The organism is Microbacterium caowuchunii (assembly GCF_008727755.1).
GTDB classification, from domain to species: domain Bacteria; phylum Actinomycetota; class Actinomycetes; order Actinomycetales; family Microbacteriaceae; genus Microbacterium; species Microbacterium caowuchunii.
Window position 1 is genome coordinate 603,948 of the sequence record NZ_CP044231.1, and the last position, 14,781, is coordinate 618,728.

Annotated in this window: 13 protein-coding genes; 10 read left to right on the top strand and 3 right to left on the bottom strand. The window is 71.6% G+C overall.

Annotation, left to right across the window (positions count from 1 at the left end; all coding sequences use genetic code 11):
• Nucleotides 1-2: 2 nt before the first annotated feature.
• The 6 genes from F6J84_RS02810 to F6J84_RS02835 are packed head-to-tail and all read left to right on the top strand — an operon-like array spanning nucleotide 3 to nucleotide 5,094.
• Nucleotides 3-632, top strand: a complete 630-nt coding sequence (locus tag F6J84_RS02810; protein WP_150971198.1) for a histidine phosphatase family protein — start codon at nucleotides 3-5, stop codon at nucleotides 630-632.
• Complete coding sequence (locus tag F6J84_RS02815) at nucleotides 629-1,240, top strand: TlpA family protein disulfide reductase (protein ID WP_150971200.1); 612 nt, start codon at nucleotides 629-631, stop codon at nucleotides 1,238-1,240. Before F6J84_RS02810 ends, F6J84_RS02815 begins: the two co-directional genes overlap by 4 nt.
• Nucleotides 1,237-1,977: a cytochrome c biogenesis CcdA family protein gene (locus F6J84_RS02820; protein WP_150893109.1), complete on the top strand. Its 741-nt coding sequence runs from the start codon at nucleotides 1,237-1,239 to the stop codon at nucleotides 1,975-1,977. The genes F6J84_RS02815 and F6J84_RS02820 overlap by 4 nt, the downstream gene beginning before the upstream one ends.
• A complete protein-coding gene (resB, locus tag F6J84_RS02825) occupies nucleotides 1,958-3,799 on the top strand; it encodes a cytochrome c biogenesis protein ResB (RefSeq protein WP_150971202.1) in 1,842 nt (613 codons plus the stop codon). Before F6J84_RS02820 ends, resB begins: the two co-directional genes overlap by 20 nt.
• Nucleotides 3,800-3,803: 4 nt before the next feature.
• Entirely contained in the window at nucleotides 3,804-4,835 is a 1,032-nt protein-coding gene (ccsB, locus tag F6J84_RS02830) for a c-type cytochrome biogenesis protein CcsB (RefSeq protein WP_150971204.1), read from the top strand.
• A 40-nt stretch (nucleotides 4,836-4,875) separates the two neighbouring features.
• Nucleotides 4,876-5,094 (top strand): hypothetical protein, encoded by a 219-nt coding sequence (locus F6J84_RS02835; protein WP_150971206.1) that lies wholly within the window; start codon nucleotides 4,876-4,878, stop codon nucleotides 5,092-5,094.
• 125 nt (nucleotides 5,095-5,219) lie between these two features.
• Here F6J84_RS02835 and F6J84_RS02840 read toward each other — a convergent pair whose 3' ends face one another.
• Complete coding sequence (locus tag F6J84_RS02840; RefSeq protein ID WP_150971208.1) at nucleotides 5,220-7,277, bottom strand: YhgE/Pip domain-containing protein; 2,058 nt, start codon at nucleotides 7,275-7,277, stop codon at nucleotides 5,220-5,222.
• On the bottom strand, nucleotides 7,274-10,054 hold the full coding sequence (locus tag F6J84_RS02845; RefSeq protein WP_150971211.1) for an efflux RND transporter permease subunit: 2,781 nt from the start codon (nucleotides 10,052-10,054) through the stop codon (nucleotides 7,274-7,276). Before F6J84_RS02845 ends, F6J84_RS02840 begins: the two co-directional genes overlap by 4 nt.
• A 124-nt stretch (nucleotides 10,055-10,178) precedes the next feature.
• Here F6J84_RS02845 and F6J84_RS02850 point away from each other — a divergent pair, with 124 nt between their 5' ends.
• Nucleotides 10,179-10,820: a TetR/AcrR family transcriptional regulator gene (locus F6J84_RS02850; RefSeq protein WP_150971213.1), complete on the top strand. Its 642-nt coding sequence runs from the start codon at nucleotides 10,179-10,181 to the stop codon at nucleotides 10,818-10,820.
• Between the two features lie 33 nt (nucleotides 10,821-10,853).
• Here the strand turns inward: F6J84_RS02850 and F6J84_RS02855 are convergent, their stop codons facing one another.
• Complete coding sequence (locus F6J84_RS02855; protein ID WP_150971215.1) at nucleotides 10,854-11,834, bottom strand: o-succinylbenzoate synthase; 981 nt, start codon at nucleotides 11,832-11,834, stop codon at nucleotides 10,854-10,856.
• A gap of 83 nt (nucleotides 11,835-11,917) precedes the next feature.
• Between F6J84_RS02855 and F6J84_RS02860 the strand changes: the two genes are divergently transcribed.
• From F6J84_RS02860 to F6J84_RS02870, 3 genes are read left to right on the top strand one after another with little or no spacing between them, the layout of a single operon-like run.
• Nucleotides 11,918-12,724, top strand: coding sequence for an LLM class F420-dependent oxidoreductase (locus F6J84_RS02860; protein WP_150893102.1), 807 nt, complete (start codon nucleotides 11,918-11,920; stop codon nucleotides 12,722-12,724).
• Nucleotides 12,721-13,623, top strand: coding sequence for a 1,4-dihydroxy-2-naphthoyl-CoA synthase (locus tag F6J84_RS02865; protein WP_150971217.1), 903 nt, complete (start codon nucleotides 12,721-12,723; stop codon nucleotides 13,621-13,623). The genes F6J84_RS02860 and F6J84_RS02865 overlap by 4 nt, the downstream gene beginning before the upstream one ends.
• A complete protein-coding gene (locus tag F6J84_RS02870; protein ID WP_420846190.1) occupies nucleotides 13,620-14,777 on the top strand; it encodes an AMP-binding protein in 1,158 nt (385 codons plus the stop codon). The genes F6J84_RS02865 and F6J84_RS02870 overlap by 4 nt, the downstream gene beginning before the upstream one ends.
• Nucleotides 14,778-14,781: the final 4 nt, after the last annotated feature.

A 14,781-nucleotide genomic window follows, 5' to 3' on the forward strand; every position in this document is an offset into this window, starting at 1 on the left:
GGGTGCCCGCCGATCGCCTCCACCTCGTGCGCCACGGGGAGGTCCACAATCCCACGCGCGTGCTCTACGGCCGGCTTCCGGAGTTCCGTCTGAGCGTCGCCGGGCGACGGATGGCCCGGCAGGCCGCCGAGTACGTACACGGGCTCGACCGCCCGGTCACCGCGTTGGTGTGCTCGCCCCTGCAGCGCACCCGCGAGTCCGCGGAGCCGTTCACCGAGATCTTCGGCATCCCGCCCGTGATCGACGAGGACGTGATCGAACCCACGAACGTCTTCGAGGGGCGCCGGATGAAGCGCGCCATGATGAACCCGCTGAACTGGCACCACCTGCGCCGGCCGGAGGTCCCCAGCTGGGGCGAGCCGTACGCGCAGGTCGTGGAGCGCATGCAGCGGGCCATGGGACGTGCCTGGGATGCGGTTCCCGCCGGTGACGTCGTGATCGTGAGTCATCAGCTGCCCATCTGGATCACCCACCTCGCCGTGGCGGGCGAGCGGCTCCGGCACGACCCGCGTCGTCGGCGATGCGCGCTCTCGAGCGTGACGAGCTTCGAAGGCGGGCCGGGGGGCTGGCGTGAAGTGGGCTACGCCGAGCCGGCGACCGCCGCCGGCGCCATCGATGTGGGAGCGGTATGAACACCCGGACATTCCTGACCCGTGCCGCATCCGTGACCGCGGCAGCCGTCCTCGCGCTGACGCTCGGGGCCTGCTCGAGCGACCCGCTGGCCGACCAGTACCGCGAGGGGTCGAACAAGGGCTTCATCGGCGCGGACGGCCTCCAGGTCGTGGAGATCGCCGAGCGGGACCGCACCGATCCGGTGGTGTTCTCCGGCGTCACGGAGACGGGTGAGACCGTGACCAGCGACGACGTCGCCGGCGAGGTCGTCGTCGTCAACTTCTGGTACGCCGCGTGCGGACCGTGCATCGTCGAGGCGCCGCGTCTCGAGGAGGCCTACCAGGCCGTCGCCGACGAGCCGGTGCGCTTCCTCGGGGTGAACACATACGACCAGGCCGCCACGGTCGCCGCCTTCGGCCGGGACAACGGGGTCACCTACCCGAGCCTGCTCGCCGTGGACGACAGCGAGCTCAAGCTCGCGTTCGCCACCGCGACCCCGCTCAGCGCCACGCCCACGACCCTCGTCCTGGACAAGCAAGGCCGGGTGGCCGCCCGCATCGTGGGAGAACTCTCCGAGCCGTCGATCCTCACCACGCTCGTCCGCGACGCGCTCGCGGAGTCCTCGTGAACGGGATCGTCGCCGAGGGGGCGCTCTGGATCGCGATCCCGCTCGCCCTCGCCGCCGGGCTCGTGTCGTTCCTCTCTCCCTGCGTCCTGCCGCTCGTGCCCGGGTACCTCGGGTTCCTCGGCGGCCAGGTCGAGTCCAGCGCTCGTCGAGGGGAGAACGGACGCGGCCGGCTCATGCTCGGCGTGCTGCTGTTCATCGCCGGGTTCACGGTGGTGTTCATGGCCGCGGTGGTCCTCGGCGGGACCCTCGGCCGCTTCTTCATCGAGTACCAGGACCTCATCACGCGGCTGCTCGGTCTCGTCGTGGTGCTGCTCGGTCTCGTCTTCGTGGGGCTGTTCGGCTTCGCGCAGCGGACGCTGAAGCCCGCCGTTCGCGGAAACGTCGGGCTCGTGGGCGCTCCGCTGCTGGGGCTCGCCCTCGGCATCGGCTGGGCGCCGTGCATCGGACCGACCCTCGGTGCGATCATCGCGGTCTCCTGGAACCTCGGCGACCCGGGGCGGGCGGCCATCCTCGGTCTCGCGTACTCGCTCGGTCTCGGCGTGCCGTTCCTGCTCGTCGCCGCGGGGTTCGGCTGGGCGTCCCGTTCCGTCGGGTTCCTGCGGCGCCACATCCGCGCCGTCAACATCATCGGCGGCGTGCTGCTCATCGCACTCGGCGTGCTCATGGTCTCAGGCGTGTGGGGATCCCTCATGTCCTATCTGCAGGGGGTGTTCCTCAATGTCCCGGCTCCGCTCTGACGACCGGACGACCGATCCGCTTCGGCCGACCGACCACGTGGACGGGCAGTCGTCCGCGCCCGGTCCCGACACCTTCGGGGGTGATGACGGCACGGTCACCGGTCCCAGGCTGGGCCTGGTCGAGTGGCTGCGCTGGGGATGGCGTCAGCTGACCAGCATGCGCACGGCGCTCGTGCTGCTGCTCCTGCTGGCGATCGCGGCGATCCCGGGATCGATCTTCCCGCAGCGGTCCGCCGACCCCAACGGCGTCACGCAGTACCGCACCGACAACCCGGACCTGTTCCCCATCCTCGACGGGATCCAGCTGTTCGACGTCTACTCCTCGGTGTGGTTCTCGTCGATCTACATCCTGCTGTTCATCTCGCTGATCGGGTGCGTGATCCCGCGCGCCAAGCACCACTGGAAGGCTCTGCGCGCCCTTCCTCCGCGCACGCCCGCCCGGCTCTCGCGTCTCGACGACCACCGCGAGCGCACCTTCGTCCTGCCCGAGGGGGCGGATGCCGCCGCGGAGGCGGAGCGCGCGATCGAGATCGCCGGCACCCAGCTGCGCGGGGCGCGCTACCGCGTCCACCGTTATGACGGGCGTGGGTCGCTCTCCGTGTCGGCGGAACGGGGGTATCTCCGTGAGACCGGAAACCTCATCTTCCACATCGCCCTGGTCGGGGTGCTCATCGCCGTCGGTGTGGGCGGAGCGCTCACCTACACGGGTCAGCGGGCGATCGTGCAGGGTCAGAGCTTCGTCAACGCGCTGACCGACTACTCGTCGTTCAATCCGGGCCGGTTCGTCGACCCGGACAACCTGCCGCCGTACTCGATCGTGCTGGACCGCTTCGACCTGACCTACCAGCCGGCCGGCTCCGCCGCCCCGGGGCAGGCGGGCGACTTCGTCGCGCACGTCACCACGCAGTTGCCGGGCGAGGAACCCCAGCAGGGCGAGGTGCGGGTCAACCACCCGCTCGACATCGCCGGCGACCGCATCTACCTGATGGGGAACGGTTACGCGCCCACCATCACGGTGCGAGACGCCGAGGGCACCGTGATCTTCCACGACAACGTGCCGTTCCTCCCGCAGGACAACAACATGACCTCGCTCGGCGTCGTCAAGATCGCGGACGGACTCCCGGAGCAGGTCGGGCTCGTGGGGTTCTTCTATCCCACGATGCAGGAACTCGACTCCGGTGCGTTCACGTCGGTGTACCCGGATCTCGTCTTCCCCGTACTGACCCTCAACGTCTACGCGGGAGACCTCGGCATCGACGACGGCACGCCGCGCTCGGTGTACACCCTCGACCCGACGGGCATGACCCAGCTCACGGGCGGCAAGACCGGGGTGGACTCCATCCAGCTGCTCCCCGGCCAGAGCGCCGAACTTCCGGACGGACTCGGCTCGATCACCTTCGAGAACGCCGCCGACCCGACCGTCACGCCCACCGACGGAACGGTGGATGCGTCCACCGACGCCGCCGGCGGGGACTACACCGACGCCGTCAAGCGTTTCGTCTCCCTCTCCATTCACCGCGACGTGGGGGCGCCCTGGGTACTGCTGTTCGCGGTGCTGGCGCTGGGCGGACTGCTGCTGGCGCTGTTCGTGCCGCGCCGGCGCATGTGGGTGCGGATCACTCCGGATGCCGGCACGCTGCGCGTCGAGTACGCCGCGCTGGCGCGTGGGGAGGACCCGCAACTCGCCGTGGCGATCGACCAGCTCGCCGCCCGTCACGCCCAGGACCTGCAGAAGGAACTCGGCGCGACCTCCCTGCCCACCTCAGCGGAGTCCGCGGCTGCGCCCGGCCCTGCCCCCGAATCCTCTCCGAAAGTAGACTGACGGCATGACGGATCAGCTCTCCCTCGACCAGGTCTCCGTGCTCCTGGTGTGGACGGCCATCGCGATCTACGCGCTCGCGTTCCTCGCATACTCCATCGATCTGGCTCGGCGCTCCGCGCTGGCCGTCGACGGGCAGGACTCCCGGGTGCGCGAGCGAGAGCTCGTCGGCGCCGGCGGTGAGACGATCGCGCAGGTGCGCGCGAGCGAGGAGGCCGCCGCCGCATCCCTGTCCGCGCGCGGCCGCGAGCGCTCCCGTCCGCTGTGGGCGCGGATCGGCACCTCCCTCACCTGGCTCGGGTTCCTGTTCCACCTCGCCGGCGACATCACCCGGGGCATCGCCGCGGAGCGGGTGCCGTGGTCGAACATGTACGAGTTCGCCCTGACCGGCACGATGCTCATCGTCGCGGTGTACCTGGTGGTGCTGTTCCGGTACGACCTGAGGTTCCTCGGCTCGTTCATCACCGGCCTCGTCGTGCTCCTGCTCGGCGGCGCGACCCTCGGCTTCTACGTGCAGATCACGCCGCTGTCCGATCCGCTGAAGAGCGTCTGGCTGGTCGTGCACGTGTTCGTCGCATCGCTCGCGACGGCGCTGTTCGCCCTCGCCTTCGCGCTGTCGGTGCTGCAGCTCATGCAGGCCCGCCGCGAGCGCAAGGCGGCGATGGCCGCGGACGGCGTCGGCGCAGGAAAGAGCTCGGGACCCGGGTTCCTCCGGACCCTGCCGAGCGCGGACAACCTGGAGTCGCTGGCGTACCGCTTCGCGATCATCGGGTTCATCTCCTGGACGTTCACCCTCATCGCCGGCTCGATCTGGGCCAACGACGCCTGGGGCCGCTACTGGGGCTTCGACACCAAGGAGGTCTGGACCTTCGTCATCTGGGTGCTCTACGCCGGCTACATCCACGCCCGCGCGACCCGCGGGTGGCGCGGGAGCCGGTCGGCTTGGTTGTCGATCATCGGCTTCGCCGCGGTCATGTTCAACTTCACGATCGTGAACATGTTCTTCAAGGGCCTGCACGTCTACAGCGGTCTGAGCTGACCCTTCCGTGCCGGGCGTGCGTGCGGTGAGGGTTCAGGGCATGAACGGCTCTCGTGCGGGAGTCCCGATGTGGTTGCGGGCGGTCACCTGGGTGCTCGCGATCGGTCTCGCCATCCTCGGCATCGTGCTGGCCGTCGTCACGGGCAGCTTCTGGCCGTTGCTCGCCTTCGCCGGCCTCGCCCTTCCGATGATCCCGGTCGGCACGTCTCGCACGACCCGCGCGCGGGCCCGGCCTCGCGGTCCGCGCGCGGAGAGCTGACGCGCAGGATCGCACAGACTACGGAGAATCCCGGGCGGATCGTGCGGAGGCCGTGCGGAACTGCGAAGTAGGTGACCCGGCCGGGCCGGCCATCCGCCGCTCCGGCGCCCGCGGCGCGGGGTTCGTCAGAGCGCGGATGCGGACAGTGCCGCGCGCGCGGACACGGTGCGGCGACGCGCCACCATGAGCGTCGTCGCGACGAGCGAGAGGACGGTCCAAACCAGCATCCCGGCCACACCCGCGGCGATGCCGCCGGACGAGGTGAGCGCGCCCAGCATCGCCGAGTACGCCGGAGCCGTGGGCAGGAACGCGGCCGCCTCGGTCAGTACCGTCGGCACGGTCGACACCACGCCGGTGGCGAGGGCGAGCGCTCCGGCTACGGCCGCGATCCACCGGCCCGCGCCGCCGAAGACGGCCACGAGGGCCTGGTTGACCGCCGCGAACGCGACACCGGCCACGACGCAGAGCGCCGCGAACAGCGACCATTCCGCCCAGTCGTACGACGCCGCGAGCTGGACGATCCCGGCCACCAGCAGGCCCTGCAGGGCGCCGATGCCCGCGGCGGGCAGGAATGAGCGCAGCATCAGCAGCGCGGACGGCCGGCGGCTGGACAGCGCGCGGCGCGACACCGCCTGCAGGACGACGAACGTGCTCAGCCCGCCGAACCAGAGCACGAGCATGGCCAGCAGCGGGATGGCGGATGCGCCGAACAGGTTCGTGCCGAGGCCCGCCGTGGACACCGGATCGGCGACCACCGCGGCGAGATCCGTCGCTTCGTCGTCGGTGTAGCCCGGGATCTCCTCGACCGCCGTACCGAGACCGTCGGCGAGCGACCGCGTGCCGTCGGCGAGCTGGCCGATCCCGGTGCCGAAGGCGTCCACCCCCGTCGACAGCTCCCCGGCGCCGGCGGCGAGGGAGCCGGTCCCCGCTGCGAGCTGGTCCGCTCCCGAATCGAGCGCGGAGGCGCCCGCAGCGAGCTGCGCGGCTCCGTCGGAGAGGCCGGCCACCCCGTTCGCGGCGTCGCGTGCACCCGAGGCGAGCGCGCTGACGCCGTCTGCGATCCGGGTGGAACCGGCCGAGAGCTCCTGCAGGCCGGCCGTCAGGCCGCCCACTCCTGCGGCGACGACGCCCGCCTGGTCCACCAGGGCGGTGGCGTTCGGGAGCTCCGCCTGCGCGTCTTCCGCCGCAGTCGCGAGCGCGGCGCAGAACTCCGGTGAGGAGGTCGCCGGGTCGCATTCCGCAGCGAAGCGGGCGAGGTCGTCCGCCGCCTCCGTCAACGCGGCGTTGATGGCGGTCGTGTTCGCGGCGAACCGGGTGGCGGCATCGACCACCTCCGGGGGGATCGCCCCGGCTGCGGCGTTCAGTCCGTCGGCGATGCCACGGCTTCCGGAGGCGAGCTCGTCGGCCCCGTTCGCCCAGTCGTTCAGGCCGCTCGCCGCGGAGGCGGCGCCGCCGGCCAGCGCTCCGGCACCGGCGGCGAGCTGCCCGGCGCCGTCGGCGACGCCCCGGGCGCCTCCGGCGAGCTGCCCGGCCCCGTCGCCCAATTGCGCGGCGCCGTCTGCGAGGGCTCCCGCACCGGCGGCCGCCTCACCGGCGCCGTCGGCGAGTTCGCCCGCGCCGGACGCCGCCTCGCCCAGCTGCTCCTGCAGAGTCGTGAAGCCGAGGAACACGTTCTGCAGGTACGTCTTGGAGAGCTCGCTGCCGAACACCGCGGCGGCGGTCTGCGCGATCTGCGCGGTGATGGCGTCATCGACGATCCTGCCGTCCGGTGCCGTCTCCACCTCGATCGTCGCGCGCTGCGGGACCGATCCGGGCGCTGTGGAGGTCGCCGCCGCGGAGAAGTCGCTCGGGATGGTGACGATCGCGCTGTAGGTGCCGTCCGCGAGCCCGGACGCCGCATCCTCCTCGTTGGAGATCGTCCAGTCGATGTTGCTGTCGAGCTCAGCCGACCCGGCGACCAGACCGCCGGTGAGCTGTCGGCCGAGCGGGACGAGCTGTCCGTCGATCTCGACCGCCTCGTCCTGGTTCACGATGGCGGCGCTCATGTTGCCGAGGCGCTCGGTGGGGTTGTACAGGGCGGCGACGAGGATGGCGCCGATGATGACCGGTAGCAGCAGCACGCCGACGAGGGTGACCCAGGTGATGGGCCGGCGGGACCGGGTGCGTTCCACGGGAAGACTCATGCGAGGACCTCTGTGTCGGTGATCGCGGTCGGCAGCGAGATCGGTTCGATCCCGCGCAGGCCCGCGTCGATGAGGAGAGTGCGTGCCGCCGCGACGTCGGCGGGGGTCCCGGCGACGGTGGCGACGACGGTGAGGGAGCGCCCGGATGCGGCATCCCGCAGCATCCCCAGCGCGTGATCGCGGGCGGCGCGGGGGAGGCGCTCGAGCGTGTCGAAGCCCTCCAGGACGACGAGGACGGGCGACCCCGCCAGAGCGCGGCGGAGTTCGGCGACGGGATCCTCCGTGGACCCGAGCAGGGCGAGGGAGACGCGGGCGCGCACCCAGGCGGCGCGCTCGGGGAGCAGGTGGCCCGCGACGCGCAGGCGGCCGTCGCTCGGGGAGAGGCGCCCCGCGATCGTCAGCGCGAGCGCGCGCGCCGCATGCGGGTCGTCCGCCGTGACGACGAGCGCGTCGCCCGGACGCACCCGGAGATCGACCGGGCCGTAGACCGGTGCATCGGCGGTGTCCCGGAGCGCCAGACCCTCCGAGACCACGACGACCGTGGATCCGTCGCCCTCCCAGTTCGCCAGGGCGAGCTCGCGCTCGACGGCCTCGCCCTCGATGTCGAAGTGCGGCAGGAGACGGTCGAGCCAGCGCGGCATCCACCAGGCGCGCGTGCCCAGCAGCGCCATGACGGCGGGCACGAGCGTCATCCGGACCAGGAAGGCGTCGATCGCGATGCCGGCGGCGAGACCGAGGGCGATCGGTTTGAGGCTGGAATCGCCCTCCGGGATGAACGCCGCGAAGACGGCGAACATGATGACGGCGGCGGCCGTGACCACGCGGGCGGATGCGGTGAAGCCGCTGCGCACGGCCTCGATCGCCATCCGGCGCCCGACGCGGCCGCCGGCGGCACGGCGGGCGTGCACGTAGTCCTCCCGCATCCGGGAGACGAGGAAAACCTCGTAATCCATCGCGAGGCCGAACAGGACGCCCATCAGCACGATCGGCATGAAGCTGATGATGGGTCCGGTGCGGGCGACGTGGAGCGCGTCGGCGAACCAGCCCCATTCGAACACGGCGGCGACCACGCCGAATGCGGCAGCGACCGACAGCAGGTAGCCCAGTGCCGCCTTGATGGGCACCCAGACCGAGCGGAACACCACCATCAGCAGGATGAGCGAGAGCCCCACCACGAACAGGCCGAAGGGGAGCAGCGCCCCGCCGAGCCGGTCCGAGATGTCGATCGCGACTGCCGTGAAGCCGGTCACCTGGAGGTCGACGCCGTACTCGTCCAGCAGCCTGTCGTGCTGGGCGCGGAGTTCGCGTACGAGGTCTGCGGTCGCCGGGTCGTCCGGGGCGGTCTCCGGGACGATCTGCACGATGCCGGTGTCGGCGGTCTCGTTCGGGGTGGCCAGGGCCACCTCCTTCACGCCCGGGATCCGCTCGATCTCCTCGCCGAGGTCGGTCATCAGGGTGAGCGGATCGTTGGAGGTGACGATCGTGCCGGTCATGATCAGCGGACCGTTGGCGCCCGGGCCGAAGTGCTCGCTCGTGAGGTCGTAGGCGATGCGGGCGGGGTCGTCCTTCGGGAGCTGTCCGGCGTTCGGCAGGGCCAGGGCGAGGTTCAGCGCGGGGATCGCCATGACGCCGAGCGTCACGACCACGGTGATCGTCGTCACGACCGGATGGCGCGTCACGAGGGAGACCCACCGTGCGGCGAACCCGCGCGAGCGCGCGGCGGGGGCGGCGTCCTTCCGTGGGCGTCGACGTCGCCATCCGAGGACCCGTCCCTTCACGAGCCCGAGGAGGGCGGGGGTGAGGGTGACGGCGACGGCGACCGCGATGGCGACGGCGACCGCGGCGGCCACGCCCATCGTGGTGAGGAACGGGATCCCGGCGAAGCCGAGTCCGATGAGCGCGATCAGCACGGTGATGCCGGCGAAGACCACGGCCGAGCCGGCGGTGCCGGTCGCTCGCGCGGCGGATTCCTCGGGGTCAGTCCCGTCGCGGGTCTGATCCTGGTGCCGGGAGATGATGAACAGCGAGTAGTCGATGCCGACCGCGAGCCCCAGCATCAGCGCGAGCAGGGGCGTCGTGGAGGACACCGAGGCGAACGCCGTGGCGACGAAGATCAGCGCCATCGACAGTCCCACGCCGAGTACCGCGGTGAGCAGGGGCAGACCCGCGACCACGAACGACCGGAAGGTCACGATGAGCACGACCAGGGCGATGGCGAGCCCCAGCAGCTCGGTGACGGTGACGCCCGGCACGGAGAGCGCGAAGAGGTCGCCGCCCAACTGCACCTGGGAGCCGTCCGGCAGCTGCCCGGCGAAGTCGTCGACGATGTCCTCGAGCGCCGTGACCGTCTCCTCCGGCACCTCGGTGCTCTGCCCGGCGAACTGCATCCGTACGATCGCCGCGCCCTCGTCGTCCGAGACGCTGCCGCTGATCATGTCGTCGAACGGGTCCGTGACGGCCAGGACGCCGTCGAGGTCCTCGATGTCGGCGATGGCCCCGCCGATCGCGTCCCGGTAGGGCGGGTCCGTCACCGACTGTCCATCGTCGGCGACGACGATGAACTGCGCGTTCGTCCCGCTGACCTGCGGGAAGGTGCGGTTGAGCTGCTCCAGGCCCGCCTGCGATTCGGTGCCCGGGATGGTGAAGCTGTTGTCCGTGCCCTTCATGAACAGCCCGGCGCCCGCGCCCGCGAGGGCGAGCAGGAGCACCCAGCCGAGGAGGACCCGCCAGGGGTGCCGGTACGACCAGCGGCCGAGCGAGTACAGGAGCGTGGACACGGGCGCCTCCGGGGCTGCGATGTCGCTGGTCGATACAGATTCGTATCGGATACAGGTGTGTATCCTAATCTCCGTATCCGACCGCACCCTGGGCGTCGGATGGGAACCGCGGAGGGGAGCGAGCATGACCGAGGCTCCGGTCGGGACGTCATCACCGCGCAGCAGGGAGAACACCCGAGCGCGGCTCATGGCCGCCGCCTCCGAGGTCTTCGCGGAGTCGGGCCTCGACGGCGCCTCGGTCGAGGCGATCAGCGAGCGTGCCGGCTTCACCCGCGGCGCGTTCTACTCCAACTTCGCGACGAAGGAGGAGCTGTTCGCGGGGATGATGCAGCGCGTATCCGAGCAGAAGCTCGAGCGCGTCTCCTCCCGGATCCGGGAACTCGAGGACGAGGGTGCCGCGCAGGCCTCTCCCGCCGACATCGTGATGCGCGTGCTGGACCTCGAGGGCGAGGACCGTGCCGGGATCGTGCTCATGAGCGAGATCCGCACCAACGCGATGCGGGACCGGCGGCTCGCATCCGCATACCTGGAATGGCAGGAGGCGATGGTCGAGCGCGTGACCGGCATCATCGCCGACCTGGCCACCCGGTACGGGCTGCGGTTGCGGCTGCCCGCGGCCGACGCTGCGCGGCTGCTGATCCAGAACTGGGATTCCGCCGCCGTGCACGCGGTCATCGCCGACCTGGACGCGGATGCGACACTCCGGCTCGTGGCCGAGCGCACGGCACTGCTGGCCTCCGCCATCGCGGACGGCCCGATCGACTGAAGCCGCGCTGTCGTGACCGGCCCGTGTGCGGCGTCAGCGCGCCAGCAGGGCGTGGCAGCGGGCGAGTCGCTCGAACCACCAGTCGCGGCGTTCCGGGGAGGCCGCGAAGGCGCGCAGCAGGTCCGGCTCCGGGACCGCGCGCCGCACCACGATGGATCCGCCCTCCGCGCGCAACGGAGCGGAGGTCACGTCCGCCGCCAGCAGAGACGCGGTGCCGAGGCCGCAGTCGAACTCCAGGTCCGGCAGTGCCGCCGCCAGGGCGAGCCCCATCCCGAGTCCCACCGAGGTGTCCAGGGCGCTGGAGACGACGGCGGGCAGGCCCGCCTCCGCGACGATCTCGAGCGCACGACGCACGCCGCCGAGCGGCGCGGCCTTCACCACGATCAGGTCGGCGGCGCCCTCGCGGGCGACCCGCAGGGGATCCTCGGCCTTGCGCACGCTCTCGTCCGCGGCGATGGGGATGTCCGCATGCCGCACGCGCTCGCGCAGCTCCGCCAGCTCGGGGACCGTGGCGCAGGGCTGCTCGGCGTACTCCAGGTCGAACGGGGCGAGAGCGTAGAGGGCGTGCTCGGCCTCGTCGACGTTCCAGGCGCCGTTCGCATCGATGCGCACCCGCCCCTCCGGGCCCATCGCCTCCCGGACGGCCCGCACCCGCGCCACATCGTCGGCGAGGGTCTGGCCGCGCTCGGCCACCTTGACCTTCGCGGTCCGGCAGCCGTCGAAGTGCGACAGCACCTCCACGGCGCGTCCGGCGTCGACGGCGGGGATCGTCGCGTTGACCGGGATGCTCTCGCGCAGCGGATGCGGCTGCTCCCGCCAGGCGAAGTCCACGGCAGCGGCGAGCCACGCGGCGGCCTCCGCATCGTCGTACTCCACGAAGGGGGAGAACTCGGCCCATCCCTCGGGTCCTTCGAAGACGAGGGCCTCCCGCACCTCGATCCCGCGGAACCGCGTGCGCAGGGGAAGGGCCACGACGTGCGCCTCGGCACGCACCTGGGCGAGATCCGGAACCATGCCCCCATCCTGCACCCGGGCGCCGGGCGGAACGGGCGCGGCGCGACAGACGGCACCGTCGTCCCCGGTCATAGGCTGGCGGTATGCCTCTTCTCGACACCCCGGTGCGCCTCGGCGTCCAGCTCGAACCCCAGCAGGTCTCCTACGAGCAGCTGCGCGACGCGGTCCTGCGTCTCGAGGACATGGGGGTGGATCTGCTGTTCAACTGGGACCACTTCTTCCCGCTGCACGGAGACCCGGACGGCGCGCACTTCGAGTCGTGGACCATGCTCGCGGCATGGGCGGAGCAGACCGAACGGGTCGAGTTCGGTGCCCTGGTGAACTGCAACAGCTACCGCAACCCGGACCTGCAGGCGGACATGGCCCGCACGATCGACCACATCAGCGCCAAGGGCGGCGTCGGGCGCTTCGTGTTCGGTACCGGCTCGGGCTGGTTCCAGCGGGACTACGACGAATACGGGTACGAGTTCGGTACCGCCGGATCCCGCCTGAACGACCTCGCCGCGGGACTCGACCGGGTGACCGCCCGCTGGGCGAAGCTGAACCCCGCGCCCACCCGCCGCATCCCGGTGCTCATCGGAGGCAAGGGGGAGCAGAAGACCCTGCGCATCGTCGCACGCCACGCCGACATCTGGCACAGCTTCGTGTCCCCGGACGAGGTGGCCCACAAGCTGGGCGTCATCGAGCGCTGGGCGGAGACGGAGGGCACCGACGTCTCCGGTCTGACCGTCTCCAACGATCTGAAGGGCCGCGGGACGGCGGATGCGGACGCGCTCCACGCGGCCGGGACGCGCCTGTTCACGCTCGGCTTCTCCGGGCCCGACTACGACTACGACGCCGTGCGCAACTGGCTGCGCTGGCGCGACGACAAGAACGGAGGGCGCGCATGAGCGTCTCGGAGATCTTCGACGAGACCGTCTGGGAGGTCGCGCCCGGGGCGGAGCGGTTCACCGACATCACCTCCCACCTGTCGCTCGATGGCCGGATCGCCCGGATCGCGTTCGACCGGCCGGAGGTGCGCAACGCCTTCCGCCCCCACACGGTCGATGAGCTGTACCGGGCGCTGGACGCCGCACGGCAGAACCCCCGGGTGGGGGTGGTCCTGCTCACCGGCAACGGCCCCAGCCCGAAGGACGGCGGCTGGGCGTTCTGCTCGGGAGGGGACCAGCGCATCCGTGGCCGCGATGGGTACAAGTACTCCGAGGACGAGACCGCCGTTCAGGACCCCGCACGGGCGGGGCGTCTCCACATCCTCGAAGTGCAGCGCCTCATCCGCTTCATGCCGAAGGTGGTCATCGCGGTGATCCCGGGCTGGGCGGCGGGCGGTGGTCACTCGCTGCACATCGTCTGCGACCTCTCCATCGCCTCGGCGGAGCACGGCAGGTTCAAGCAGACGGATGCGGATGTCGGATCCTTCGACGCGGGATACGGGTCGGCGTACATGGCGCGCCAGACCGGCCAGAAGATCGCCCGCGAGGTCTTCTTCCTCGCCGAGGAGTACTCCGCTCAGCGTGCCTACGAGATCGGCACCGTGAACCGGGTCGTGCCGCACGCCGAGCTCGAGCGGGAGGCGATCGCGATGGCCCGCACCATCCTGACGAAGTCGCCGACCGCCATTCGGATGCTCAAGTACGCCTTCAACGCCGTCGACGACGGCCTCGTCGGCCAGCAGGTGTTCGCCGGCGAGGCGACGCGTCTCGCCTACGGCACCGACGAGGCGGTCGAGGGGCGCGACTCGTTCCTCGAGAAGCGCGAGCCGGACTGGTCGCCCTACCCGTGGCACTACTGAGGGCCGTCCCGCCCGAGGGGCAGAGCGCGCGCGACGTGCTGCGCGCCCTCCGCCGCGCGATCGAGGGGCCGGGACCGGCCGTGCTGCTCGGGTCCACGGAACCGGTTGACGTCCCCGCGGGGACGGCGGCCGTGGTGACGACCTCCGGATCGACCGGTGTGCCCAAGGGCGTCGTGCTCTCACGCAACGCGCTGCTGGCCAGTGCGTTCGCGACGAGCGCGCGCGTGGGGGAGGGGACGTGGCTCCTGGCCGTGCAGCCGAGCTACGTCGCGGGGCTGCAGGTGCTCGTGCGTTCGCTCATGTCGGGGCGTGAACCGGCGGTGCTGGAGGGGCGGTTCACGGCGCAGTCCTTCGCGTCGGCGGCGCGGTTGATGGCCTCGAGCGTCGGCGGCGAACGGGTGCCGACGTACACGTCGCTCGTGCCTGCGCAGTTCATCCGGCTCATCGAGGCGGCGGACGACGCGGAGGTGCTGTGGGCGCTCCGGTCGTTCCGGGCGTTCCTCATCGGCGGGCAGGCGCTCCCGGAACCGGCGCGCGTGCGGGCCGCGGAACTCGGCGTACATGTCGTGCGCACCTACGGCTCGACCGAGACGAGCGGCGGGTGCGTCTATGACGGCGTGCCGCTGGACGGCGTGCGGATGCGGATCGAGCGCGGCGAGGTGCAGCTGACCGGCCCCGTCCTCGCCGAGGGGTACCTGGGCGAACCGGAGCGGACCGACGCCGTGTTCGTGCGTGACGCCGAAGGGACCCGCTGGTACCGCACCGGCGACGCGGGGGAGATCACGGACGGCGTGCTGCGGGTGACCGGCCGCATCGACAACGTGATCATCTCGGGCGGCGTCAACGTCTCGCTCGACCGGGTGGAGCGCGTGGTGCGGGCGCTCCCGGGGCTCGTCGACGCCGTGGTCGTGGGTGTCGCGGACGAGCGCTGGGGTCAGGCGTCCGTGGTGGTGCTCCCGGCGCGCGCGGATGACCGCGCCGCTGATCCCGGGCTCTTGGATGCGGTCCGCAGCGCGGTCGCGCGGGAACTCGGCGCCCCGGCGCGCCCGACCCGGATCCTCCGGGTCGACGACCTGCCCGCGCTGCCCAGTGGCAAGCCCGATCGGGTGGCCCTCCGCCGCCTCGCGGCGGAGGGGGCGGACCGAGGGGCCTAAGATT